The sequence below is a fragment of the Mycoplasma sp. Z386 genome (assembly GCF_054343375.1).
Genome location: NZ_JBTGVC010000020.1, coordinates 1 through 25,402, shown reverse-complemented (window position 1 = coordinate 25,402; position 25,402 = coordinate 1). Strand labels below are relative to the sequence as shown.

Below are 25,402 nucleotides of genomic sequence, written 5' to 3'. Positions count from 1 at the left end.
AATCTCTTACTAAAAAGTAAGCAAGAGAAATTTACACAAAATATCTTACACTACCATTTTTTCAATTTTGTTTTCAATATACTCATCTAAAAAAGAGTTTAAACCAGATTTTTCTTGAATTTCAATATTGTTTATTTTTTCCATTAGTTCTGCTTTAATTTTTTCTTTCATACTTCTCCCTATATATAATTATTATTATAATTCAAATTATTTTTTATAAAAATTTTTTTATTTTTTTGTATGTTTAATAAAAGAAATAAACTAAAAAATAAACAAAATTCAAATAAAAAAAAGTTATCACTACTTTCATAGTAATAACTATAATTTAGTACTCACCTTGCTATATATTGTAGCTATCAGATTTTTTGCATTTTACTTATTATTATTCTCTAAATAAGTTTTATAAAGATCATAATATTTCCGTTCAATGTTCTCTATTTTCAACTCACTCTTGCTTAAACAAGGACATAAATTTGGTTTCTTACCAAAGTTATGTCCTTGTTTATATAGAAATGTTTTTTATGTTTAAAACTGGAAATGTTTTTACAAAGTAAAATAAAATTTTAAAACTTTTAATAAATCTTTAACTTTACAAATATAATTAAATTTTCGCCTTTTAAGTTTTTAAAAAAGCAGTTTTCTTATATAATTAAAATTAATATGGAAACTTCAATGTATAAATCACTAATTTCAATTAAAGAAAAATATAATGAATTAAATAAAATTTTATTAGATGAAAAAACAATGAGTGATATAAAAAAATACACTCAAATTGTTAAAGAAATTTCTTCAATCAAAGACATAGTAGAAACATTTGACAAATATTTAGCATTTGAAAACACTATAAAAGAAGCTAAATTTCTTCTTGCAGAAAAAGATGCAGAAATTATTGCTTTTGCTAAATCTGAAATAACAAACTGTGAAGAGCAAATGCCTATTTTAGAAAAAGAACTTATTATTTTATTATTGCCAAAAGATGAAAATGATGAAAGAAACGTTATTATGGAAATAAGAGGGGCAGCTGGCGGCGATGAAGCAAACATTTTTGCTGGTGACCTTTTTAAAATGTACAATAAATGAGCTGATTCAAATGATATGACAGTAAAGGTTCTTGATTCTACATTTGCTGTAGCTGGAGGTTTTACTCAAATAGTTTTTTCAATTAGTGGTGAAAAAGCATATTCAAAACTTAAGTTTGAGTCAGGAGTTCATAGGGTTCAAAGAATTCCAGAAACTGAAACTCAAGGTAGAGTTCACACTTCAACTGCAACAGTTACTGTAATGCCTGAAGCAGATGAAGATGTTGAAATTGAAATTAATCCAAACGATATTAGAGTAGATACTTTTAGATCTTCTGGTGCAGGTGGTCAATCCGTTAATACAACAGATTCTGCTGTAAGAATAACACACATTCCTACAGGTGTTATTGCTACTTCTCAAGATGGAAGAAGCCAAATAGCCAACAGAGAATTAGCAATGAAAATTTTAAAATCAAGACTTTATGACTTAGAAATTAGAAAAAAACAAGAAGTAGAAGGTGCTTTTAGAAAATTAGCTGGTTCTGGTGCAAGAAGTGAAAAGATAAGAACTTATAATTATCCACAAGATAGAATAACAGATCATAGAATTGGTTTTTCTACATCTTTAAAAAATGTTGTAGCAGGTCAATTAAATCCAATTATCGAAGCTTTATTAGCGGAAGAACAAGCAGAAAAGATTCAAAATGCAGGACTTGAATAAAAGAAGAGAAGCTTTATTACGAGAAAAAATAAGAAATAATTTACCATTAATAATTACTAATGAAGAAGAAAATAAATTAAAAACTTCAATGCCTATTCAACAAATTATTGGTTTTGTTCAAATGGACAGACTAAAATTTTTAATTACAGACGATAAGGTTTTAATCCCAAGATATGAAACAGAAGAAGTTATTAATGAATCTTTAAAATTTTTGAATAAAAATTCTAAAGTTTTAGATATGTGTGCAGGATCTGGTTTTATAGGATTAACCATTTTTGATGAGATAGGTTGTGAAGTGACTTTAGTTGATAATGATGAAAATGCTATAAGTAAAATTTTGACTAATATAAAGGAAAATTGTTTATTTTCTTCAAAAATTAAAGTAATTAAATCTAATCTATTTCAAAAATTAGATCCGAATGAAAAGTATGATTTAATTATTTCTAATCCCCCATATATACCTGAAAATATAAAACTGGATCACTCTGTTTTAGAATGAGAAAATCACAATGCATTATTTGCAAAAGAAGATGGAAATTACTTTTATAAAAAAATTATTAATGATGGTAAATCTTTTTTAAAAAAGGAAGGAATTCTTATATTTGAAATTTCAGATTGAAATTTAGATTATTTTAAGTCTCTTGAAAATTTAAATATAGAAATAAAAAAAGATATTAATCAAAAAAACAGAATAGTTATAATTAAAAAAGGAGAAAAATGATAGCTTATATAATAACTTTCTTAGCAATTCTTGTAGCAACAATTTTAACAATTTCAATCACTTTTATTAGATATAAGAACATAATTAATTTAAAAAATGTAGATTTAAAATTATGAAAAAAATTTCTTATTACAAATAAAAAAATTTCTTATTTTGATATTATCTATTTATTTTTTGAAATTATTTGTTTAATATTTGGAATAGGTTTTTTGATTATTGATTTTTTTAATTCTAAAACTTTTAATATCAATGTTATATTATTTATTGTTTCTATTGCTTATATTTTGTTTTTAACTTTTATTTCATTTATAGTTTATAAAATAAAATTAAAAAAAGAAAAGAAAAAAGCAAACTGAGATCAAATTGAAGTAAATCAAAATGACTTAGTTTATTTTGAAAAATATTTAAGTAAAGATTTTTATTTTGAAGAAAATGAAGTCGTTGAATTTTACAAAAAAGAGGAAAATATTTCTTTTAAACTTTTAAATTATATAGATCAAAACAAAATAGATTTTAATGAAAAAATAAAAGATGAAAAAGAAAAATTTATTAATATAATAACTTGTACTTTTTGATTTTATAATAGACTATACTTTGGAAAATCTTACATAAAAGTTAATGATACAAAAATTTATAAAAATGATAAAGATTTTTATCCTTTTATTCTTTGATATTCAATAAATTTTTATTTAAATAAGAATTGAAATAATTAATCAAAATTAGCAAACTTTCAAAAAGGAAGTTTGCTTTTATCTTGAAAATAAATAAAGAAGTTTTATTGCATTTATTCAATTTTTTTAAAAAAATAAAATATAATTATTTATAAATTAATAACTAAGGAGAAACAATGAAAAAAATAAGAACTAGATATGCACCAAGTCCAACAGGATATCTCCATATAGGTGGAGCAAGAACAGCTTTATTTTCATACTTATTTGCTAAGCATTATAGTGGAGAATTTGTTTTAAGAATTGAAGATACTGATGTTTCGAGAAATGTTGAAGGAGGAGAAGAATCACAATTAAATAATCTAAAATGATTAGGTATTATTCCAGATGAATCACCAATAAATCCTAATTCAAAATACGGAAAATACAGACAAAGTGAAAAACTTGATAGATACAATGAATTAGTAGATTGATTAATTTCTAAAAACCTTGCTTATAAAGCATATGATACTTCAGAAGAATTAGATCAACAAAGACAAGAACAAGAAAAACAAGGAATTTTCAGCTTTAGATATGATAGAAATTGGCTAAAAATTTCTGAAGAAGAAAAAGAAACAAGAGAAAAAAATAAAGAATATTCAGTAAGATTAGCTCTTAAACCTAATAAAGATTACGCTTGAAATGATATTGTAAGAGGACAAATTTCTGTAAATTCAAACGATATTGGTGATTGAGTAATAAAAAAATCTGATGGATTTCCAACTTATAATTTTGCAGTTGTAGTTGATGATCATGATATGGAAATCACCCATGTTTTAAGAGGTGAAGAACATATTACAAATACACCTAAACAACTTGCGGTATATGATGCTTTTGGTTGAGAAACACCAAAATTTGGACACTTAACAATAATTACTAATATGGAAGGAAAAAAACTTTCTAAAAGAGATTTAAGTTTAAAACAGTTTATTGAAGATTATAAAAATGAAGGTTATATTTCTGAAGCTATTTTTAACTTCTTAGCATTACTTGGATGAACAAGTGAAGATGCACAGGAAATCTTAAGTCACAAAGAATTAATTGAAAAATTTGATGAAAATAGATTGTCTAAATCTCCTTCAAAATTTGATATTAAGAAAATGGAATGATTTTCTAAACAATATATGAAAAATCAAAGCAACACTATTTTAAAAGAACAATTACAACTAAATAGTGATTCTGATTGAAATGAATTATTTGTAGAAACATATAAACAAAGTGCTGCTACTTTAAATGAAATTAAAAATAATTTAAGAATTTACAAGTTTCCAAAAGATTTAACAGAAACATTTATAAAGGAAAACCCTATAAATTTAGAAGTTATTTTTGTTTTTTACAGTCATTTAAATAATTTAAATTTTTCAATTGATAATATTCAAAAAGCAATAGATTTAACAAAAGAACAAACAAAATTATCTGGAAAGAATTTATTTTTACCAATTAGAATTGCTTCCACTCTTGAACAACATGGACCAGAATTAGCAAAAAGTATTTATTTATTTGGAGAAAACATTATTAAAGAGAGATTGAAAAAATGACTATAAAATTTGTTTCAACAATTATCAAGGATGATGATAAAAAAGTAATTGAATTTATTTCTCCTTTAGAATTAGATAAATGAGAAGAATTTGATGCATTTATTTTTAAAGATCCAAATACAAATATTGCTATAAGAATTGAAGTTTCAAAAAACAAAGTTAATATTTTTCAAAGTCATGCAACTGTTAATTTAGAGTTAAATAAAGAAAAAGTATGTCCTTTTAAAACTGAATATGGTGAGTTAGATTTCATTTATAAAATGACAAAATTAGAAAGAGAAGAAAATTTTATTTCCTTTTATTACGATTTATTTTCTGCTAAAGAAGAATACATTTCAAGTTTTCAAATAGAATTATTTATAAATAGATAAAATGAAAAAATGAATTAAATGATTTTCTTTTCTTTCTTTACCTTTAGTTTTTACTTCATGTGGTTCAAAACAAACACATCAAGAACCTATTACAAAACAGACACAACAGGAACAACCGTCAAAAGAGAATATTAACTCTTCTATTCCAAGTAACGATGAAAAAGGACAAAAAGAATACAAAAAAAATAATGATTTAAACAAAAAAACAGATAATAATCAAGAATTATGATTTGATAAAATAAGAATTGGTCATTGAAATATTTTAAATCACACTGGAAAACAAGATTGAAAAAATGAAGCAATAGCAAAAATTATTAATCATGAAAATCTTTCCTTAGTTGGTTTAACTGAAGTTACAATTGATAATGAAAATAATGAACTTGCTGTTTCTAAAATAATTGAAAAATTAAAAGAATATGATCCTGATGGAGATTGAAAATATTTATTAAGTCCTAAATTATTTGGTAAAGGTAAAGAATCACAGCAAGAATATATAGGTATAGTTTATAAAAATAAATTTTTAGAACCAATTCCATTTGCTGGATATCAAAACAATAAAAACCCTTATTTAGGAATTCCTTATCCAAACCCAGAATTTACTTCTTACTTTAATAAAAAAGAAAAAACCGTTTATGCAAGACCACCATATGGAGCACATTTTAGAGTTAAAAATCAAAAACATAATGATTTTACCGTAGTATTCTCTCACTTTGATTCTCCAGGACAAAAAAGAGGTGTTGAACCAGCAGCGAGCGGTTATTCCGGTCAAGGTCAATTTGAAATAAATGAAGCTAAAGAGTTAAAAAATGTTTTAAATTGATTTGATTTACAAGATGGCAAAAATAACGATATTTTCTTTATGGGAGATACAAATATAAAGGAAAATAACGGAGCAAAAGCATTTGATTTAACAATTAAAGCAGGTTATAAAACATTACTTGATTGAAATTTAGAAACAAGTCTTGGTAAGACTAATAAGTGATCACAACCATATGATAAAATCCTTTATAAAGGTGATTTAAAAACTTCTAACGCTCAAAGATTTGATATATTTTCTGTTTTTGAAAAAAATATTATTGAAGAAAAAGAATGAAAGAAAAAAGTTGATAAAAAACCTTCAAAGGATACCTTACAAAATTGAATTTTAAAAATTAGCGATCACACTTTAGTTTATACAGATTTAGATGTATCAAAAGATGATATAGATGAATAATAATATACAAAATTTTAGCACTCTAATATAAAATGTGCTAAAATTTTATTTATGAAAAAAAGAGATTATTATGAAGTATTAGAAATAAATAAAAACGCAACGGATAAAGAAATAAAAATAGCTTATAGAAAATTAGCTATGAAATATCACCCAGATAAAAATAAAGAAACAGATGCAGAAGAGAAATTTAAAGAAGTAAATGAAGCATATGAAGTTTTATCAAATCCAGAAAAAAGAGCACAATATGATCAATATGGTCATGATGCTTTTGATCCAAATGCACAAGCAGGTTTTGGTGGATTTGGAAATTTTGGTGGATTTAGCGGATTCAGTGACTTTTTTGGAGATATTTTTGGTGGATTTGGCAGAAGAAAATCAAGAGAAAATTATCCAGAAGATGGTTCAGATTATAAAATTGAATATTCAATAAGTTTTCTTGAATCAATTTTAGGAACAAGTATAAAGAGAAAATTCGATAAATATAGCACATGTAATAATTGTCACGGTAGTGGTGCAAATTCTACAGCAGATATTAAGAAATGTAGTACTTGTGGTGGAACAGGAAGTGTTACAAAAGTTATTAAAACACCTTTTGGAGCCATTCAAAATAGTGCAACTTGTTCTGATTGTTCCGGTAAAGGGAAAAGAATTCAAAAATTATGTAAATTATGTTCCGGTAAAGGAATTGTAAAAGAAAGTAAAGAGTTGACAGTTTCTATTCCTGCAGGTATTAAGGAAGGGCAATCTGTAGTTTTAAATGGATATGGTGGTCCCGGATTAAATGGTGGGCAAAATGGAGATTTATATATAGAAATAACTGTTAGAGATCATATACATTACACAAGAGTTGGTGATGATATTCATTTAACTGTGCCAGTTTCTGTAATTGATATTATTTCTGAAAATCTTATCACAATTCCAACACCATATGGAAATGAAGAGATTAGAATGAATAATTCTTATAAATCAGGTGATGTATTAACTGTAAAAAATAAAGGTTCTAAAAATCCAAAAAATAATTCTTATGGAAACTTAAAAATTCACTTACAATTATATGTTCCAAAATTATCAAATTCAGAGAAAAAAGCAATGGAATCAATTTTTTCAGGTGTAAAAGATGATCGAAAAAATAAATGATTGAAAGATTTTGATTAATGAATGAAATTGACAAATATAAAGATGTATTTATTACTACAACGGATACCGTTGTTGGCATAGGTATTCCTGTAAAAACAAAAAAAATAGATCTTTTATATGAACTTAAACAAAGAGATATAAATAAAAAAATAATAATTTTAGTTGCTTCTATAGAACAAGCAAGAGAATTTTGAGAATGAAATTCACAAGCAGAAGAGTTGGCTAAGAAATTTTGACCCGGAAATATAACTTTAATTGTTAATAATCAAGGTTTTAGAATGCCAAATCAAAAGGGATTACAGGCATTTTTGGAAAAAACTGGTCCTTGTTGAGTAACGAGTGCAAATATTTCTGGTCAAAAAAATTTAACTATAAAAGAAGCACAAAAAGTTTTTAATAAAATAAAACAAGTTTATAATTTTGGAGAAGGAAGCAACGAACCTTCACAAATTATAAAAGTAGAAACATTGGAAAGATTAAGATAGTATGGAAAAAATTAGAGTAGCATTCGCAAGTGATCATGCTGGTTATGATTTAAAAGTAAAAGTTTTAGAATATGTAAAATCCAAAGGATACGAAGTAGAAGATTTAGGCCCTTTTAACGGAGTAGAATCAGTATCCTATGCAACATATGGTAAAAAACTTGGAAAATACTTACAAAGCAAAAAAGCAGACATAGGAATGGGTTTTTGTGGAACAGGACTTGGAATTTCATATGCTTTAAATAGATTCAAAGGAGTTAGAGCAGCAAGAATTACAAATGTTAACGATGCTTATTTAGCAAAATTACACAATAACGCAAATGCAATTGCTTTAAGTGGTAGATTTACAACTTTTGAAGAAGCAAAAAAAATGGTCGATGAGTATTTTGAAACTAAATACGAAGGCGGAAGACATCAAGCAAGAATTGATGAGTTAGATAAATTAGATTAATTTTAATTTAAAAAAAGCAAAATATGGTAAAATTTTAATTGCAATATTTATATTGCCTTAGTGGAAGAGAAATCGTTATTACCACCAAGAGAAAGAAAGGAAGCTCGCAATGGCAAAAGAAATAGTTCGTGTTGCTAAATTGCAATTTAATGCTGGACAAGCTAAACCTGGTCCTGCATTAGCTGGTTTAGGTATTGTTATGCCTGAATTTACAAAGCAATTTAACGATCAAACAAGAGATAGAGGGAGCGAACCAGTTCCTGTAGCTATCACAATATATAAAGATAAATCATTTGATTTTAAATTATTCACTTCACCTGCTTCATATAAAATTAAACAAGCAGCTAAAATTCAATCAGGTTCTTCAAATTCTAAAACTAAAATTGTTGCTACAATTACTTTAGAACAATTAAAAGAAATAGCACAATACAAATTAGTTGATTTAAACACAGATTCATTGGATAAAGCTATGCAAACAATTGCAGGAACAGCTAAAAATATGGGTGTTTTAGTTGAAGGTTGAGACGATGTTGTGGCTGCTAAAAAAGAAGCTGAAAAACAAGCTAAAGCAAATGCAAAAGCTGCTGCTTCAGCTGCTAAATTAGAAGAAGATGCAAAAGCTGCTGCAGAAAATAAAGGTTTTGTAGATGCAGAAGTTATAAAAGAAAAACAAGAAAGTGAAGAAAACTAATATGAGAAAAATTGGTAAAAAACTTCAATCTGCAAGAGAACTTGTAGAAAAAGATAAAGTTTATTCTTTAGAAGAAGCAATGGAGTTAGTAAAGAAAACTTCATATGCAAAATTTGATGCATCAGTAGATTTAGCAATTAGATTAAATTTAGACACAAGAAAAGCAGACCAACAATTAAGAGGTGCTGTTGTATTACCTAACGGAACAGGAAAAAATATTAGAGTTTTAGTAGCAACAGATAATCCTGATATGCAAAAATCTTCAAAAGAAGCAGGAGCAGATTTAGTTTATACAACAGGTGAATTAGAAGAAGCTTTAAAAAATGATTTATTTGATTTTGATGTAATGGTAGTTGATCCAAAAATGATGCCTGTTTTAGGTAAATATGGTAAAAAACTTGGACCAAAAGGATTAATGCCTAACCCAAAAACTGGAACAGTTACTCCTACACCTTCAAAAGCTGTAGAAGAACTTAAAAAAGGTAAAGCAAACTATAGAGCAGATAAATCTGGTATTGTTCACTCATTAATTGGAAAAACTTCAATGAGTGCACAAGCATTAGCAGAAAATGCACAAACATTAATTTCATTAATTAAAAAATTAAAACCAAGTGTAGTTAAAGGTGCATATATTTTAAACTTAACAGTTTCTGCTTCTATGGGACCTTCAATTAAAATCAAGTTTGATTAATAATATACAGAAATTTCCTATAAATTAGGAAATTTTTCTTTCTTATTTTTTTAAAAATACATTATAATAATTGATATGATTCAATGATTCCCAGGCCATATGGCAAAAGCGATGAAACAAATACAAGAAAAGCAAGTTTTAGCAGACTTGTTTTTAATTGTTTTAGATGGTAGAGCTCCAATAAGTAGTTACAATGAAGAATTTGATAAAATATCTCCTTCTAAACCTAGGTTGTTTGTAATTACAAAAAGCGATATGTCAGATAAAAGCAAAATAAATAAAATTTTATCAAGATTTAATAGTGAAAATTCAAAAGTAATTTTTGTTAATTTAAAAGAAAATAGCAGCAAAAAAATAATTTTAAAAGCTATTAACGAACGATTAGAAGAGAAGAGAAAAAAAGATTCTGCAAAAGGTTTACTAAAACCACGATTAAGAGTTTTTATTATGGGTGTTCCTAATAGTGGAAAATCTACATTAATTAATTTAATTTCAAATGCAAAAACTAAAGTTGGAGATATGCCAGGAGTAACAAAAGGACAACAGTGGATAAATGCAGGTGATATACAATTATTAGATACTCCTGGTATTTTATGACCTAAATTTCAAGATGAATTAATAGGGATTAAGTTGGCTATAATTGGTTCAATTAAACCTGAAATAATACCAAAAAAAGATTTTTTTAATTTCGGTTATAAACTTCTTTCTGAATATTATCCAAATAAAATTATCGACTTAGGTTTAAATCCTTCAACAGATGAAACAGAAATTTATAATAATTTATACAAACTAGGCAAAATTAAACTTTTTTTAACTAAAAATAATCAACCAGACTTAGAAAAAACTATGCAATGATTTATAATATATCTACGAAAACTTACAAATGTTACATATGATTAGAAAGGGACTATGAATAATAAATTACTTGTTTTAGTTCAAGATGATTTTCAAGATTTTGAATTAACTGCTGTAACTACAACTTTAGAAAGAGCAAAAACTTTTTCAGAAATAATTTTTTATAACAATAATGAGTCAAGAGAATATATAGGGCAACATAAAATTGTAAAAATACAAACTAAAAAAGAAATTGATTTAAGTGAATTTTCAGCTATTTTTATTCCAGGTGGTAAGGGAGCAACTTATTTAAGAAAAGATCTTAAAAATTTAAATATAGTTAATCATTTTTTAGAAAATAAAAAATGAATTTTTGCTATTTGCGATGCACCTAACGCCCTTTTTGAAACAAATATTTTTGATGATAAAACCGAATATGTAGGTTTTCCAAATCAATCTAAAAAAGGGAAAAAATTCCAAGACAAAAACATAGTGCATTTTGATAAAATCATAACTGCTAAAAGTGCTTTTTATTCATTGGAATTTTCACTAAAAATAATTGAAATTATTCAAGGACCTGAAGTTAAAAAACAAATTTTAAAACAACTAACAGGATAAAAAATAAACAGAATTTTTATAGTTTTAAATTAAAATATTTTAATAGGATAACTATCGATAAGAAATACGAAAATTTAATTTCAATATTTTCTTAAAAAACCAAAAAGTGTCAAAAATATTAGGAAAATTGCCCTATTTTTCCTAATTTTTTCCTTTTTTTATGATTTTTTTAAAAATATTTAAAAATTATAATGGGTAGAATATTAAAAAATTACCCAAAAAAGGAGAAAAAAATATGGCAAAATTACATAGAATCATTACTTTCGTAGAGAAAAGAAAATTTATGGAATTAATTATCTTAATGCATAATAAATTAAAACTAGAACAAAGTTTAGAAATAAATTTAGATCCAAATAATCAAAACAAAATTATTGCTGAAAAACCAGTTTCTATTTTCGAAAAAATAATGGACTTAATTGAACCAGAATATTCTTATATTTTAAGAAAAGAATTTCTTGAAAATAACAAAAACTGATTTAAAAAACATTGATCAAAAAGTACATACTATAAAAATATTAACAAAGCAATCGACAGATTCTTATTTTACTTATATGGACAATATCCAGCATCTATCTGAGTATAAAGAAATAAATGAAATAGAATCAGTTTTTGAAGTTAAAAAAAGTAAAATCATTTCTAAAAATACACCAATGGGTGAAAGACATTTTATAGAAATAAAAAGAAACATTATTGATGACACATTTTCAATTAAATCTACATATTTTTCTAGAAATCAAAAGAAAGTAGAATTTAGTATCCAATTAAATAACCAACCTTTAGATTTTTCTGTAATTAAAGAGATAAATGAGGAATCTTATGAAAATTTTATAATTCCGTTTTTGGAATTTAAAAAAAATACTTTTTCAGATATTAAAACTTTAAGTTTAGTTAGTTCAATAGAAAATAAGAAAGAAGATCCTTTGATTGTAACTCAATTAAAATTAGTTAAAAATCCACTTTTACAAAAAGATTTTTTTGTAGATGATAGTATTAAATTTAAATCAGTAAAAGCTCTTAGAACTTCAAGTTTTTCAAACACTATAAATGATAAATATCAAAATTCTTATGATAAATTACTTTATAACAATTTAGTATTTTATCCTACAAAACTAAAAGTAGGAGAATACAACGAAACGTTATTTGATGTAGTTGCATATAACGATGCATATAATGAAGAACTTATAGAAAGAGATTTAAATTTAAAACCTAAGTTTGTTGAAAACTTACCAATCGAAAATCAAGAAAAACTAAATTTATATTTTGAAAAAAATGATAAAGTTGAGTTTATTAATGGTAAAAAAGTTATAGGAAAAATCAAAATTGTAGATAATACATATTATGATTTTGAGAAAAAAACCACTGTAAAGGGCATAAATAGTTATTCTAAGCGAGGTTTTATTATTCCCTATAATTTCTCAGGAGAAATCTTTCCACGCATTAAAATTGATATAAATAAAGATTTCGAAGACATCACTTTGAGTTATAAACAAAAAATTAAACATAAATTTTTAGATAAAAATGATGGAAAAGTAAAATTTTATATTTCTAGTTATAAAGAACCTAGAATTTCAGAAGTGGATCATTATCTAATAAAAAATAGTCAATTTAAATTTTTATTAGATACTACAATTACTCTTGATGGATTAAAAAAATTATACAAAAAAGATGAAGAAGAAATTGTCGAAAATAAAGGAAATTCTCTTTAAAAAGAAAAAAATAATTTTATACTCTTCTCTTTCTGTTGCTTCTGTTATTGCTATAACTATCCCAGTTATATATTTAGCTTTAAAAAGCGAAGATTCTTCAAAAAATAAAAAAATTACAAATAATAACGAATCATTTTTCTTAACTGAAAATGATATTTTCCCAGAAGTTGATGCAAGAGAATATTATGATTATATTGAAATTGAAAATGGAGAACCTGTAATAAATGATAAAATGATTTCTTTTTTTATAACAGATATTATAAAAAGACTTGGTGTGTCTTATGGTGATATAAAGTTCAATTACAAATACGAAAATAAAAAAAGTGTTTTAGTAGAGTTTATTTGGATTAATGAAGATCAAAAAGTTTATAAAAATTATCATTTAAATATAGAAAATAATGATATATAATTTATTTTATGAAAGATTTCGTTTTTGAAAAATTAAAAAAAATTACAAATAAAAAATTCACTGAAGAAAGTGATATTTTTGAAATTGGAGTTGATTCTCTTGACTTAGTTGAAATGATAACAGATATTGAAAGTGAATTATCAATATCTATTTCAGATGAAGAATTAATGAAAATATCAAAAATAAAAGACGTTATAGTTCTTTTAGAAGAAAAGAAACAATAAAATACATTATAAAATGTCAAATAAAAAAGTTATATTACATATTGATATAGATTCTTTCTTTGTGTCTGCAGAGAGAAAGAATAATAAACTTTTAGAAAAAAAAGAAATTGCTATAGCTTACAATAGAAAAAATTCTATTGTTGTTTCGTTGTCTTACGAAGCGAAAAATAAAGGTGCTAAAGTTCCTTGATTATTGTCAAAAGTAAAAGAAATAATTCCAAATATAGTTGTTGTGGAACCAAACTATAATTTATATTTAAAAGAATCTGAAAATTTTTTTGATTTTTTAAAAAGAAAATATACAAAAAAAATTGAAATCATTTCTATTGATGAGTGTTTTATGGATGCTACTGAATTAGTTAAAAAATTTAATAACAATTTAAATTTTATGATTTCTTCTATTCAAAATGATGTAAAAAAATTTTTAGATTTGCCTATTACAATTGGTGTTTCTTATAATAAATTTTTGGCAAAAATGGCAACCAATTTAGCTAAACCATTTGGTTTAAAAATATTAGAGCAAAAAGATATTAAAAAAGAAATTTTACCATTATCAATCGATAAATGTTATGGTATAGGAAAATCTTCCTATATCAAATTTCAAAATTTAAAAATTTATACTATTGAAGATTTTTATAAAAAAATAAAAAAAGATTTAGCAATAAATCAAAAGGTTCATAAAAGAGATTTCGATCTTTTAAATAATTTAGAAAACAACGGTGATGATTTTGTAAATTATAAGTATGAAGAACCTAAAGGAATTTCACAACAAATATCTTTTGATGCTGATAATTGGGTTACAGAAAGAAAAGTTTTATTAGAAAGTATAAAACATATTTCCAGAACAATTTGTTCTAATTTACAGAGAAAACAATTATTTTCAAAAAATTTATTTTTAGTGATTTATACAGATTTAGAAAAAAAATCCAAAAAATTGACTCTTTCTAATTTAACAAATAATGAAGAAGTTGTTTATAATCATTTAAGCAAAATGCTAGATCAAATATGAAATGAACAACCAGTTAAATTTATCACTTGTGGTTTTAATAATTTAGTTGCAAGTTTCTCACAAATAAGTATAATTGAAGAAGAAGGAGAAAATAAAAAAATTCAAAATTTAATAACAAAATTAAATAATAAATTTTATAAAAAAACCTTTATGTCATTATCTGAACATAAAGATAATAAAATTAAAAATAAAGAAACTACTTATAAAGGTTTTGGTGTAAAGAAATAGTTTATTTATGCTTTATTTTGGTTGATTTTTCTTTTAATAACAACACTATTTGTATTGTATAAATTATCATTGCAATTGCTTGAACAATTAAAATGTAAATTATATCTACTTTTGTTATTAATCCTGTTGAAAAACCAATGATGAATCAATAAATTTCTCAGCTAAAATTAATTAAAAACCCTAAAATTAAAGTAATAAGAGATAAATCTTTAACATTTCTTGTTTTGATAATCATAAATGTTTGTGGCGCAAAAGCAAAAGAGGTTCCTGATGCAGCAGCTATTCCAAAAATAGCATCAGCAATTGAGTTCAATTTTCACCCGTTGTGATATGCAATCGAAGCAAAGCAAATTACTCCTATATTATATATTGTTGATAAGAAAATAAAAGGTTTATAAAATTTTGATTCTCTATACTTTAAAAATAAATTAATAGTAATTGTTAAAAGAACTAAAGAAAGTAAATTGGCAACTACTAATTGAATTTTTTTAAATTCAAGTAAAGAAGCATAAATTGATCATAAAGTAACCCCAAAAAAGAAAATAAAGAAACTTAATAAATTAACTTTCCCGCTTTTTTCTTTAAAAGTCTTTATTAATTGCGGAACTGCAAAAGCAACCGTAAAAATAACTCCAAATCAACCGAAAATTTCTCCAAAAATTTCTGTCATTAAATTGTGCCTTTCTAGTTTTAATGTTTTTACCTTATGAAATTTTATCATTTATTGCATTATTTTTTTAAATAAATGAAAATTAAATCAGTTTCTTTTTTTAATATATTAAATAATTTATTAGTTTTTTATTAAAAAAGTATTAAAATTTAAATAAATAAATTATAAGTTGGTGAATAATGGAATATAAATATAAGAGAATTTTGTTAAAACTTTCAGGAGAAAGTTTAGCAAATAAAGAAACTAGGTTAGCAATTGATAATAACATGGTAAAAAAAATTGCAAAACAATTAAAAGAAGTTATTAAAATGGGAATCGAAGTTGCTGTTGTTGTTGGTGGCGGAAACTTTTGAAGGGGAGCTTCAGCTGAAAAAAACGGAATTTCCAGAAATAGAGCTGATTATATAGGGATGCTTGCAACTGTGATGAATGGTTTAGCATTACAATCAGGTTTTGAACAGGAGGGTTTATCTGCAAGAGTATTGTCTTCTATAAACTTTGATAAAAGAGTTTCAGAATACTATATTAATGAAAAAACAGATAAATATTTATCACAAAAAGAAATAATAATTTTTGTTGGAGGAACAGGAAGACCATTTTTTACAACAGACACTGCAGCCACTTTATTTGCTTCAGAAATAAATGCTGATGTAATATTAGTTGGTAAAAATAATGTTGCAGGAGTTTATGATTCAGATCCAAAATTAAATCCTAATGCACAATGATTTGAAAAAATAACATATGATGAAATTTTAGAAAGAAATCTAAAAGTAATGGATTCTACATCCTTTTCTATGGCAAAAGATAATAATATTGAGCTTATAGTTTTTAACATAAATGAAGAAAATTCAATTTTAAGAGCTATAACTGGAGAAATAAAACATACAAAGGTAATTAATTAATATGGAATTAGATTTATATTTATTAGAATTTGAAGAAAAAACAGAAAAAGTTATTGATAATTTTGAAAGACAATTAACTAAAATCTCTACAGGACGGGCAAATCCGCAATTAGTAGCATACATAAAAGTTAATTATTACGATACATTAACTCCTATTGAACAATTAGCATCAATTTCAGTGCCACAACCACAACAATTGTTAATAAAACCATTTGACATTTCTTCTGTTAAAGAAGTTTATGCAACATTAGTAGCACATAATTTAAATATTCAAGTAACTAATGAAGGACATCAAATAAGATTAACTTTTCCGCCTTTAACTACAGAAAGAAGAAGAGAACTAGTTAAAAGTTTATCTAAAACAATTGAAGAAGCAAAAGTTGGAATAAGATTAATAAGACAAGAAATAAATAAAGATGTTAAAAAAGATGAAGAATTAAGCGAAGATGAGCAAAAAAGATATTTAGAAGTTATTCAACAAAATGTTGATAAAAAAATTGATTTAATTTCTAAAATAGCAGATGAAAAAGAAAAAGATTTAATGACTATCTAAAGAATATTATGAAAATAGAAAATAAATGAAATTGCCTTCTAAAAAATAAAATTTTAGTAAGAACAATTGTGGTATTATTGATTTTTTTAATTTTATTTCCAAGTTTTTTTTCAATTTATTTTTTGGGAATTGGTGGAAGAATTTTTGGTTTACTCTTTTTTATTGTTTTAAGTTCTTATGGTTCATACGAAATTCTCAAAAATTTTAAAATTAAAAAGTTGATATTCATTCCTTTAATTGTTTTATCCAATATGACTTACTTTTTATCTATAGATAATTTCTTATCAATAGTTAAAGATGGTATAAATCATTTTGAAGATTTAATTTCTTATCTAACATTAGATTTAGAAACTGGAATATTTTTAATTTCTTTATTTATTTTGCTTTTAATTATTAGTTTTATTGATAAAGAAACACAAAATGTTTTTAACTATATATTAATTTATTTAGTACTTTCTTCAATTTCTTTATTTGGAAAATATTTATTTATTTTTAATGTTTATAGTGTTTATGCTGTTCTTATAATTGGATTTATTGCAGGAATTTCCGATACTTTTGGTTTATTTGGGGGTTCTTTACTGGGCAACAAAATTTTTAAAAGAAAATTAGCACCAAAGATTTCGCCTAAAAAAACTTGAGAAGGAGCAATCATTTCTGTTTTATTTTCTGGAATTTTTACTTTTTGTTGTTTATATTTTAGTTCCATTTTTCCTTTTGCAAACAATGAAAAAATAATTTTTGCATTAGTTATGTCATTGATTTTACCAATTGCTTCGATTCTAGGAGATTTATTATTTTCATTAATAAAAAGACATTTATCTATAAAAGATTTTTCAAATTTATTGCCCAATCACGGCGGGATAATGGATAGATTTGATTCAACATTTTTAGTTCTTTTTTGTTTGGTTATAGGAATTTTAATAATTAATATTTTTTAGGAGAAAGATGAAAAATAAAAAACAAAGATATTTATTTGCTTTGGACTTAGATGGTACAGTTTTAGCAAATTCAGCAACTGGAGAAATGCATCCAGACACAATAGAAGCAATAAAATTAGCAAAAAGTCAAGGGCATGTAGTTTGTATAATAACTGGTCGTCCATGAAGAAGTACTAAACCAATTTATGAAAAATTAAATTTAGACACAGTTGTTGGTAATTACAATGGTGCTCATATTCATAATCCTGTTGATGACTTTTTTATTCCACAAATTCATTATCTAAATTTAAACGAAATGCTTTATATTTTAGGGGATAAAAGGGTAAAAAAAGAAATTTCTAACATTGCAATTGAAGGACCAGGTTGAGTTCAACTTAAAAAAAGAGATGAGGCTTTAGAGAGAGTTTTTGGATTTAGTGATTCTTTAAAATTTACTGTAGGAATTAATTTAAATAAATTACCTTTAAAACCAACAGGAATTGTTTTTGATGTAAAAGAAACCACTGATGTATATGAATTAAAAACCTATTTAGAAAGAAAATTCGGAGATTTAGGGGAATTTTCTTCTTGATCAAAAGGTGAAGGTTTAACACCTGTATTTGATATTACTTCAGTTGGAGTTAATAAAGCTAAAGTTGTTTCTTTATTAATGAGATATTACGATATAGATGTAGATAATACCATAAGTATTGGTGATGGTTATAATGACGTTTCGATGTTTCATGTTACAAATGTTGCAGTTGCTATGGGAAATAGCGAACAAAGAATTAAAAGAATTGCAACAGTAGTCTTGAAAAAAACAAATAAAGAAGGTGGTGTAGGACACTACATTAAAAAATTTTTAAAAGATCCAAGTAAAGAAAAAGAAAAAAGCAAAAAAATAAGAGAATCTAGAAATAACAAAGAAGCAGAAATAACTTAAAATGATTGATGGAAAAATCGGCTGTGATGAAACTGGAGTGGGTGATTATTTAAGTCCATTAGTCGCTGCTGCAGTTTTAATACCTAAAGAAAATTTGGAAAAAATTTCTTTATTAAATATTAAAGATTCCAAAAAAATAACAGATTCTAAAATTATTGAACTTACTCCTAAAATAAAGGAAAATTGCTATTTTTCAATCAGTTTTTTAAGTCAAAAACAATATAACTATTTATCTAAATTTCTGAATGCAAATGAATTAAAAATGTTGTTACATTTACAAAATATAAATAAACTAGAAAAAAAATATACAGCAAATGAAGTTATTATTGATCAATTTTCTACAACAAATTCCATTAATAAATATATTAATAAATTAGTGAATTCATCACTACAAGTTACAACAATTAAATCTAAATTGAAACTAGAAACAAAAGCAGAAGACAAATTTTTAGAAGTTGGCTGCGCTTCAATTATTGCAAGAGAATTTTTATTGCAAAAAATGGAAGACCAAAACCAAAAATGAAACTTTAAATTTTTATTAGGTGCTACTAAAGATGCAAAAAAATGTGCATTTGAATTTGTAACAAAATACGGATTTGAAAATTTAGATCAAGTAGCTAAAATTAACTTCAAAATTACAGAAGAAATTAAAGAAAATTTATAAGCTTTATAATGAAAAAGGGCAAAAAAACACAATTTTTTCATTTGAAAGCTCATTTTTTATAAAATTTTTGTTTTTTTTCTATAATTATGTAGTTGTTTATTTTAATAACAACGAAAGGGGAATAAATATTGAAGAATAAATTTTCAGAAAGGCAGTTTTTACTATTTGGACTAAACTATATAGTTGGTTTTGGTTTTATAGTAACAATTGCTGGTGTTATTAGTAAAGGACTTTGAGGAATGCTTATTTTTGTATTAACAGCCTTCATTTGTGGTGCTGTTATGCTTGCTTTTGCCAGAGGTGGAGAAAATTTTGGTTCTGAAGTTGGTGGAAGTTATGTATATGGAAAAAAAGCTTTTCCAAAACAAAGGTGATTTATCTTTTTTCAAGGATGGAATCAATTTGCTCAAGTTCCTTTATTTTCTGCTACGACTCCATTGTTCTTTTCTGGTTTATTAAGCGAACTCGATAAAGAACATCAAGAAATTTATCTTGCAGTTTCTATTGTGTTTTTCTTATTAACTACAATAGTAAGTGCTTTGGGTTTAAAAATATCAAAATGATTTATTTTTATATCAGCGATTATAAAATGAATAACAATAATAACAGGTTTATTTATAGTAATTTACCTTTCAGCAACACAGTTAGATTTTGCATCTAAATTATTAAGCAAAGATGAAATAACTATAGGGGTAATAGTTGGTTCGGTTTTAAGTTTTATTTATGCTTTTGGTGGTTTAGAAGGTTTAGCAGGTTTATCTGCTGATGTTGAAACAAAAAGATTTAAGAAAATTTTAGTTTTAATTTTTATAATAATTTTAAGTTTTTATTTAATCTTTTATTTAATTTTTTTAGGAGTTTCTTTTAACGATACTACAAATTCCTTTTCAAATTTATTCAAACTAGTTTTTGGAATTACAGGAGTTATATTATTTGCAATAGGGTTATTTTTTAACAGAACAACTTCTTCAATTAGTTCATTAGTTTATTATGCAAGAACAGTTGTACCTTTAGCAGAAGATGGATTTTTACCAAGTTCATTAGCAATAAAAGGAAAAAATAATAATTATAAAAATGCCATTATTTTTTGTACTATTTTTGCATCTATATCTATGATTATTTTTACTCTAATTCCTTATTTTTTAGGAATAGAAGACAAATTCCATGCAATTCTAAATGCTGGTAATATTGTGTTCTTAATGCAATATTTACTCACTATATTTAGTATTCTTGTAATTGGTTATAAGTATAAAGAATTTAAAATCCCAATTTGAGAACAAATATTATTATATTTTGGAATGTTAGTTATAATTTTCGTAATTTTAATTTCTTTTATACCACCAATGGTAGGTGAAGAATATACATTAAGTACAGCAATTTTATTACCAAGTTATGCAGGAACAATGTTAATTGGTTATGCAATTTGAGGTCTTTGACACTGAATTTCAAAGAGAAAACAAAATAAGAGTAAGTTGTAAAAAACTTACTCTTTTCATTTGAATTTTTAGCAAAAAAGATAGTATAATTATTTTTTATAATAAGCATAAATAAAAGGAGTTATATGAACGAAACATTTAAAAAATTTTGTCAAGAAATTGAATTTGAACCAACTGAAGAATTTTATGGTGTCGAAATTGAACAAGTTAGCAGAGAAGGTAATTATTATTTAGTCTATTTTAATTTTAGAGACATTGTTAAAATTTCATTATTTAGACAATTTTATTCTAAAGTTAGAAAAGCAAAACTTAATTTTGAAATTAAAATTAAATATTTTGATGATTCCAAAAAAGAATTTTTAGTGAAAGATTATTTTGAATATGCTTTTCTTTTAGTTAATAATTTATTTGATTTTTTTGAAAACAAAAATTATGAGTTTTCAAAAAGCAATATTTTAACAATTTTTGTTAGAAATGAATTAGACGCAAAAATTGAAAAATTAAATCAAATAGAAACATATATGCAAAACTGAGGTTTTGAAAACTTTAAAGTAGAATTTAAAATTGATGAAGAAAAAGAAAAAGAAGCACAAAAATTAAGAATTGAAGAAATGTTCAAAGAAGAAAAAATGAAACAAGATTTTCTCAAAAGTGTTAAACAAACTGAAAATAGCAATAATATAGGTTTCAAAAAGGATTTTACTTCTTTTATGAAAAATAAAAGTTATACTCCTTTATCTATAAAAGAAGCATTAGAAAGCGAAGAATTTAATGTTATAGTTACTGGTGAAATTTTTAAAAGAGATGTTCAAAAAACTAAAACCGGTTTATGAATAACAATTTTAACAATAACAGATTATGAAGAAGCTATTAAAGTTAAAATATTTTCAAAAACTGATCAAGAAAAAGAAGAACAGGAAAAATATGTAGTAGGTAAAACAATAACTGCATATGGTTCTAATACAAAAGATGAGTATTTAAAAACTAAAGTAATTAGTGCTAAAAAAATAGAATTTATAGAACTCAAAAAAGATGAAAGAATCGATAAAGAGAAAGAAACAAGAGTTGAATTTTATGCAAGAAGCAATATGAATGCTATGGACGGAATATCAACAGCAGAAGAATATGTGCTTGCAGCAAAAAAATTTAATCACAGTGCAATTGGTATTGCTGATGTTGATTCTGTTCAGTCTTTTCCTGAATTTTATCATTCAGCAAAAAAACACAAGATAAAAGCAATTTATGGTTCTACTTTTAACACTATCGAATATAAAAATAATGCTGTTATAAATGCAAAAAAAGATTCTTTATTAAAGAATGCTAAATACGTGGTTTTTGACTTAGAAACAACAGGTTTATCTCCTAGATATGACGAAATCATTGAATTTGGTGCAGTTGTCATAGAACACGGAAAAATAAAGGAAAATATTCAATTTTTTATAAAACCTAATAAACCTTTACCAAAGTATATTACAGAAATTACAAACATTACAGAAGCAGATTTAATTAATGCAATTTCACAAGAAGAAGGAATAAAAAAAATTAGAGAAATTTTAGATAATTCCATTGCAGTAGCTCATAATGCTAATTTTGATATAAATTTTGTTAATGAAAAAATAAGAGTTTTTAATTTACCAAAATTAGATATTGAAGCTATTGATACACTTATAGTGGCAAGAATTATCAATCCAGATGCTAAAAAATTTAGATTGGAAAATTTGGCAACAAGATTAAATATAAATTATGACTCAACTGTAGCCCATAGAGCTGATTATGATGCTAATGTTTTAGCTCAAGTTTGACTTTCTTTTTTAAGAGAACTAGAACAAAAAAACATTAATTCTAGCTATGATTTAGAATTTTTTGAACTAGAATCACTTCATGAAAAAAAATTCAGTTATGAAGTAGTTATTTATGCAAAAAATCAAAAAGGTTTAAAAGAATTATTTAAATTAATATCAGATGCATCAGTTAAAACCTTTTACAATGGACCGAAACTTTTTATAGATAAATATCAAAAAAGTGAGAATTTATTATTAGCTAGTGGAACTTTAAACTCAAGATTAATTGATAAACTTTTCTTTTCTACAACAGAAATTTTTGAACAAGAATTACAAAGATATGATGTTGTTTTTGTACCACCACTAAGAGATTTTGTTCATTGAAATAATAGAAATATTTTAGCAACTAAAGATATAAAAGAAGGTTTAAGAGATTTAGTTTATACAGCTAAAAAATTTAATAAAAAGATTATAGCAGTTTCTGATTGTCGTTATATTGAAGAAAACCAAAAGATACTTCATAATATTTATATAAATGCTAAAGGACTTGGCGGAGCAAGACATTATTTATATAAATATAAAGAAGAAAACCCAATTTATCCTTTACAAAACTTTTTAACAACAGATGAAATGTTTAAAGAATTTGACTTTTTAGAAGATTTTAACATCATAAAGGAAATTGTGGTTTCCAACTCAAGAAATTTAGCAGAAGAATTCGAAGAAATTCAGGTTATTAAAGACAAATTATATGCACCTATTTTCGATAATTCAAAAGAAAATTTAGAAAAACTTGTTTGAAAAACAGCAAAAGAAAAATATGGTGAAAATTTACCCGCTATAGTAAAAAATAGGTTAGAAAAAGAACTAAATCCTATTTTAAATTATGGTTTTGATGCAATTTATTGAATTAGTCATAAACTAGTAAGAAAATCACTTGATGATGGATATTTAGTAGGATCTCGTGGTTCGGTTGGTTCTTCTCTTGTTGCAACAATGGCAGGAATTACTGAAGTTAATCCACTTGTTCCACATTACATTTGTTCTAAATGTAAAACATCTGAATTTTTTGAAGATGGTAAATATCTTTCAGGTTTTGACTTACCAGATAAAAATTGTTCTAAGTGTAATATTCCTTTTGAAAAAGAAGGACAAACAATTCCTTTTGAAACTTTTTTAGGATTTAAAGCTGATAAAGTTCCTGACATAGATTTAAATTTTTCAGGTGAATATCAAATTAATATTCATAATGAAGTAAGAAGATTATTTGGAGAAAACCACACTTTTAGAGCGGGAACTATTTCTACAAATGCTGAAAAAACTGTTTATGGTTATATTAAAAGTCAAATAGAAGAAAATTTAGCTAATTATTCATCCGCTTTTATGGAATTTTTATCATTAAAAGCTAAAGGAGTAAAAAGAACTACAGGACAACATCCAGGGGGGATAATTGTAATACCAAAAGAATTTGATGTAGAAGATTTTACTCCAATTAATTATCCAGCTAATAATGATTCATCAACTTGAAAAACAACTCACTTTGATTTTAGTTCCATTCATGATAATGTATTAAAATTAGATTTACTTGGTCATGATGATCCTACAGCAATTAGAATGCTAGAAAATTTAACTAAAGTAAAAGCAACAAGTATTCCAAAATCAGATCCCAAAATAATTTCCCTTTTTTCTTCCACAGAGACTTTAGGTATTTTACCAGAAGATATTTCTGGAGAAACTACAGGTGCAATGGGGATTCCGGAGTTTGGAACTAACTTCGTAAGAGGAATGTTAAAAGTAGCAAAAGCAGAAACTTTTGCGGACTTAGTTGCTATTTCTGGTTTATCTCATGGAACAGATGTTTGAAAAGGAAATGCTGAAGAGTTAATAGTAGAAAAAAAACTTACTTTTAAAGATATAGTATCTTGTCGTGATGATATAATGAGTTTTTTAATTTTAAAAGGAGTTGAACCATCAGCATCTTTTAAAATTATGGAAAATGTTAGAAAAGGAAAATCTTTAACTAAAGATGAAGAAGAGTTATTAAATAAACATAACATTCCAGATTGATATATAGAATCACTTAAAAAGATTAAGTATCTTTTCCCAAAAGCACATGCTACAGCTTATGTTTTAATGGCTTGAAGAATTGCTTATTATAAATTATATTATCCACTTGCTTATTATGCAACTTACTTTACAACAAGAGCTGATGTTAGTGATATCAAAACACTAACATCAGGAAAAACAGGGATAAAAGAAAAAATAAGAGAATTAAAAAGAAGAGAATTTTCAAAGAAAAAAGAAGAACAATTATCTGTAAAAGAAAAAGATTTAATTCCAATTTTATGTATTGCTGAAGAAATGCATGCAAGAGGATTTACTATTTCTAATGTAAATCTAGAAAAATCCAGTTCAACTGATTGAATTCTTGATTATGAAAACAACGCTTTAATTCCGCCATTTATTACAATTGATGGACTTGGTGAAGCAGTAGCTAAATCGATTGAAAAAGCAAGAGAAGAATCAGAATTTTCTTCTATTGAAGACTTAAAAAACAGAACACTTTTAAATAAAACCCTTCTTGAAAAAATCAAAGAAATGGGAATAGTAAAACACCTTAATGATACAGATCAAAATTCATTATTTTAACTAAAATAGAAAAAATATTAAATTATCAATAAAAAGAACAAAAATTCAACTTTTTTGTTTTTTTTACCTAAATTTTTACTAAATTTCTATACTTAGTTAATTTTATTGTTTAATTCATCT

27 protein-coding genes are annotated in these 25,402 nt (G+C 24.8%); 25 read left to right on the top strand and 2 right to left on the bottom strand.

Annotated elements, in window-relative coordinates:
- Positions 1-45: 45 nt before the first annotated feature.
- Positions 46-171: a hypothetical protein gene (locus ACXX85_RS03225; protein WP_458560621.1), complete on the bottom strand. Its 126-nt coding sequence runs from the start codon at positions 169-171 to the stop codon at positions 46-48.
- 489 nt (positions 172-660) lie between these two features.
- Between ACXX85_RS03225 and prfA the strand changes: the two genes are divergently transcribed.
- From prfA to ACXX85_RS03135, 18 genes are all read left to right on the top strand, one after another.
- Positions 661-1,740 (top strand): peptide chain release factor 1, encoded by a 1,080-nt coding sequence (gene prfA / locus ACXX85_RS03220; RefSeq protein WP_458560620.1) that lies wholly within the window; start codon positions 661-663, stop codon positions 1,738-1,740.
- A complete protein-coding gene (locus ACXX85_RS03215; RefSeq protein WP_458560619.1) occupies positions 1,733-2,464 on the top strand; it encodes a peptide chain release factor N(5)-glutamine methyltransferase in 732 nt (243 codons plus the stop codon). Before prfA ends, ACXX85_RS03215 begins: the two co-directional genes overlap by 8 nt.
- Positions 2,458-3,174 (top strand): hypothetical protein, encoded by a 717-nt coding sequence (locus tag ACXX85_RS03210; RefSeq protein ID WP_458560618.1) that lies wholly within the window; start codon positions 2,458-2,460, stop codon positions 3,172-3,174. The genes ACXX85_RS03215 and ACXX85_RS03210 overlap by 7 nt, the downstream gene beginning before the upstream one ends.
- Before the next feature lie 134 nt (positions 3,175-3,308).
- Positions 3,309-4,712, top strand: coding sequence for a glutamate--tRNA ligase (gltX, locus tag ACXX85_RS03205; RefSeq protein WP_458559264.1), 1,404 nt, complete (start codon positions 3,309-3,311; stop codon positions 4,710-4,712).
- A complete protein-coding gene (locus ACXX85_RS03200; protein WP_458557346.1) occupies positions 4,703-5,077 on the top strand; it encodes a hypothetical protein in 375 nt (124 codons plus the stop codon). The genes gltX and ACXX85_RS03200 overlap by 10 nt, the downstream gene beginning before the upstream one ends.
- A 1-nt stretch (position 5,078) precedes the next feature.
- Positions 5,079-6,290: an endonuclease/exonuclease/phosphatase family protein gene (locus tag ACXX85_RS03195; RefSeq protein WP_458560617.1), complete on the top strand. Its 1,212-nt coding sequence runs from the start codon at positions 5,079-5,081 to the stop codon at positions 6,288-6,290.
- A gap of 51 nt (positions 6,291-6,341) precedes the next feature.
- Positions 6,342-7,445 (top strand): molecular chaperone DnaJ, encoded by a 1,104-nt coding sequence (dnaJ, locus tag ACXX85_RS03190; protein ID WP_436358895.1) that lies wholly within the window; start codon positions 6,342-6,344, stop codon positions 7,443-7,445.
- On the top strand, positions 7,424-7,912 hold the full coding sequence (locus tag ACXX85_RS03185; protein WP_458560616.1) for a Sua5/YciO/YrdC/YwlC family protein: 489 nt from the start codon (positions 7,424-7,426) through the stop codon (positions 7,910-7,912). The genes dnaJ and ACXX85_RS03185 overlap by 22 nt, the downstream gene beginning before the upstream one ends.
- Before the next feature lies 1 nt (position 7,913).
- The gene (locus tag ACXX85_RS03180; RefSeq protein WP_436358897.1) at positions 7,914-8,360 is read left to right on the top strand and encodes an RpiB/LacA/LacB family sugar-phosphate isomerase; all 447 of its coding nucleotides are present in this window, start codon (positions 7,914-7,916) and stop codon (positions 8,358-8,360) included.
- 109 nt (positions 8,361-8,469) lie between these two features.
- A complete protein-coding gene (gene rplK / locus ACXX85_RS03175) occupies positions 8,470-9,051 on the top strand; it encodes a 50S ribosomal protein L11 (RefSeq protein WP_436358898.1) in 582 nt (193 codons plus the stop codon).
- A gap of 1 nt (position 9,052) precedes the next feature.
- Positions 9,053-9,742: a 50S ribosomal protein L1 gene (gene rplA, locus ACXX85_RS03170; RefSeq protein ID WP_458560615.1), complete on the top strand. Its 690-nt coding sequence runs from the start codon at positions 9,053-9,055 to the stop codon at positions 9,740-9,742.
- 75 nt (positions 9,743-9,817) lie between these two features.
- Positions 9,818-10,642 (top strand): ribosome biogenesis GTPase YlqF, encoded by an 825-nt coding sequence (gene ylqF / locus ACXX85_RS03165; protein ID WP_458560614.1) that lies wholly within the window; start codon positions 9,818-9,820, stop codon positions 10,640-10,642.
- A gap of 9 nt (positions 10,643-10,651) precedes the next feature.
- Positions 10,652-11,194, top strand: a complete 543-nt coding sequence (locus tag ACXX85_RS03160; protein ID WP_458560613.1) for a DJ-1/PfpI family protein — start codon at positions 10,652-10,654, stop codon at positions 11,192-11,194.
- A gap of 235 nt (positions 11,195-11,429) precedes the next feature.
- Entirely contained in the window at positions 11,430-11,777 is a 348-nt protein-coding gene (locus ACXX85_RS03155; protein WP_458560612.1) for an MG284/MPN403 family protein, read from the top strand.
- Complete coding sequence (locus ACXX85_RS03150) at positions 11,746-12,900, top strand: MHO_1580 family protein (protein ID WP_458560611.1); 1,155 nt, start codon at positions 11,746-11,748, stop codon at positions 12,898-12,900. The genes ACXX85_RS03155 and ACXX85_RS03150 overlap by 32 nt, the downstream gene beginning before the upstream one ends.
- Entirely contained in the window at positions 12,872-13,309 is a 438-nt protein-coding gene (locus tag ACXX85_RS03145) for an MHO_1590 family protein (RefSeq protein WP_436358904.1), read from the top strand. Before ACXX85_RS03150 ends, ACXX85_RS03145 begins: the two co-directional genes overlap by 29 nt.
- A gap of 8 nt (positions 13,310-13,317) precedes the next feature.
- Entirely contained in the window at positions 13,318-13,533 is a 216-nt protein-coding gene (locus tag ACXX85_RS03140) for a phosphopantetheine-binding protein (RefSeq protein ID WP_436358905.1), read from the top strand.
- A gap of 13 nt (positions 13,534-13,546) precedes the next feature.
- Entirely contained in the window at positions 13,547-14,770 is a 1,224-nt protein-coding gene (locus tag ACXX85_RS03135; RefSeq protein WP_458560610.1) for a Y-family DNA polymerase, read from the top strand.
- Position 14,771: 1 nt separating this feature from the next.
- On the opposite strand, the gene ACXX85_RS03130 is transcribed toward ACXX85_RS03135, so the two are convergent.
- Positions 14,772-15,491, bottom strand: coding sequence for a PQ-loop domain-containing transporter (locus ACXX85_RS03130; RefSeq protein ID WP_458557336.1), 720 nt, complete (start codon positions 15,489-15,491; stop codon positions 14,772-14,774).
- Positions 15,492-15,619: 128 nt separating this feature from the next.
- Here ACXX85_RS03130 and pyrH point away from each other — a divergent pair, with 128 nt between their 5' ends.
- From pyrH to ACXX85_RS03095, 7 genes are all read left to right on the top strand, one after another.
- Positions 15,620-16,342: a UMP kinase gene (gene pyrH, locus ACXX85_RS03125; RefSeq protein ID WP_436358908.1), complete on the top strand. Its 723-nt coding sequence runs from the start codon at positions 15,620-15,622 to the stop codon at positions 16,340-16,342.
- 1 nt (position 16,343) lies between these two features.
- Positions 16,344-16,895: a ribosome recycling factor gene (gene frr, locus ACXX85_RS03120; RefSeq protein WP_458559269.1), complete on the top strand. Its 552-nt coding sequence runs from the start codon at positions 16,344-16,346 to the stop codon at positions 16,893-16,895.
- Between the two features lie 8 nt (positions 16,896-16,903).
- Complete coding sequence (locus ACXX85_RS03115) at positions 16,904-17,833, top strand: phosphatidate cytidylyltransferase (RefSeq protein WP_458560609.1); 930 nt, start codon at positions 16,904-16,906, stop codon at positions 17,831-17,833.
- Between the two features lie 7 nt (positions 17,834-17,840).
- Complete coding sequence (locus ACXX85_RS03110) at positions 17,841-18,755, top strand: Cof-type HAD-IIB family hydrolase (RefSeq protein ID WP_436358911.1); 915 nt, start codon at positions 17,841-17,843, stop codon at positions 18,753-18,755.
- 1 nt (position 18,756) lies between these two features.
- Positions 18,757-19,419 carry a ribonuclease HIII gene (locus ACXX85_RS03105; protein ID WP_436358912.1) on the top strand — a complete coding sequence of 221 codons (663 nt, stop codon included), beginning with the start codon at positions 18,757-18,759 and terminating at the stop codon, positions 19,417-19,419.
- A gap of 128 nt (positions 19,420-19,547) precedes the next feature.
- Complete coding sequence (locus ACXX85_RS03100) at positions 19,548-20,897, top strand: APC family permease (RefSeq protein WP_436358569.1); 1,350 nt, start codon at positions 19,548-19,550, stop codon at positions 20,895-20,897.
- An 83-nt stretch (positions 20,898-20,980) separates the two neighbouring features.
- Positions 20,981-25,282 carry a PolC-type DNA polymerase III gene (locus tag ACXX85_RS03095; protein WP_458560608.1) on the top strand — a complete coding sequence of 1,434 codons (4,302 nt, stop codon included), beginning with the start codon at positions 20,981-20,983 and terminating at the stop codon, positions 25,280-25,282.
- Positions 25,283-25,402 lie beyond the last annotated feature (120 nt).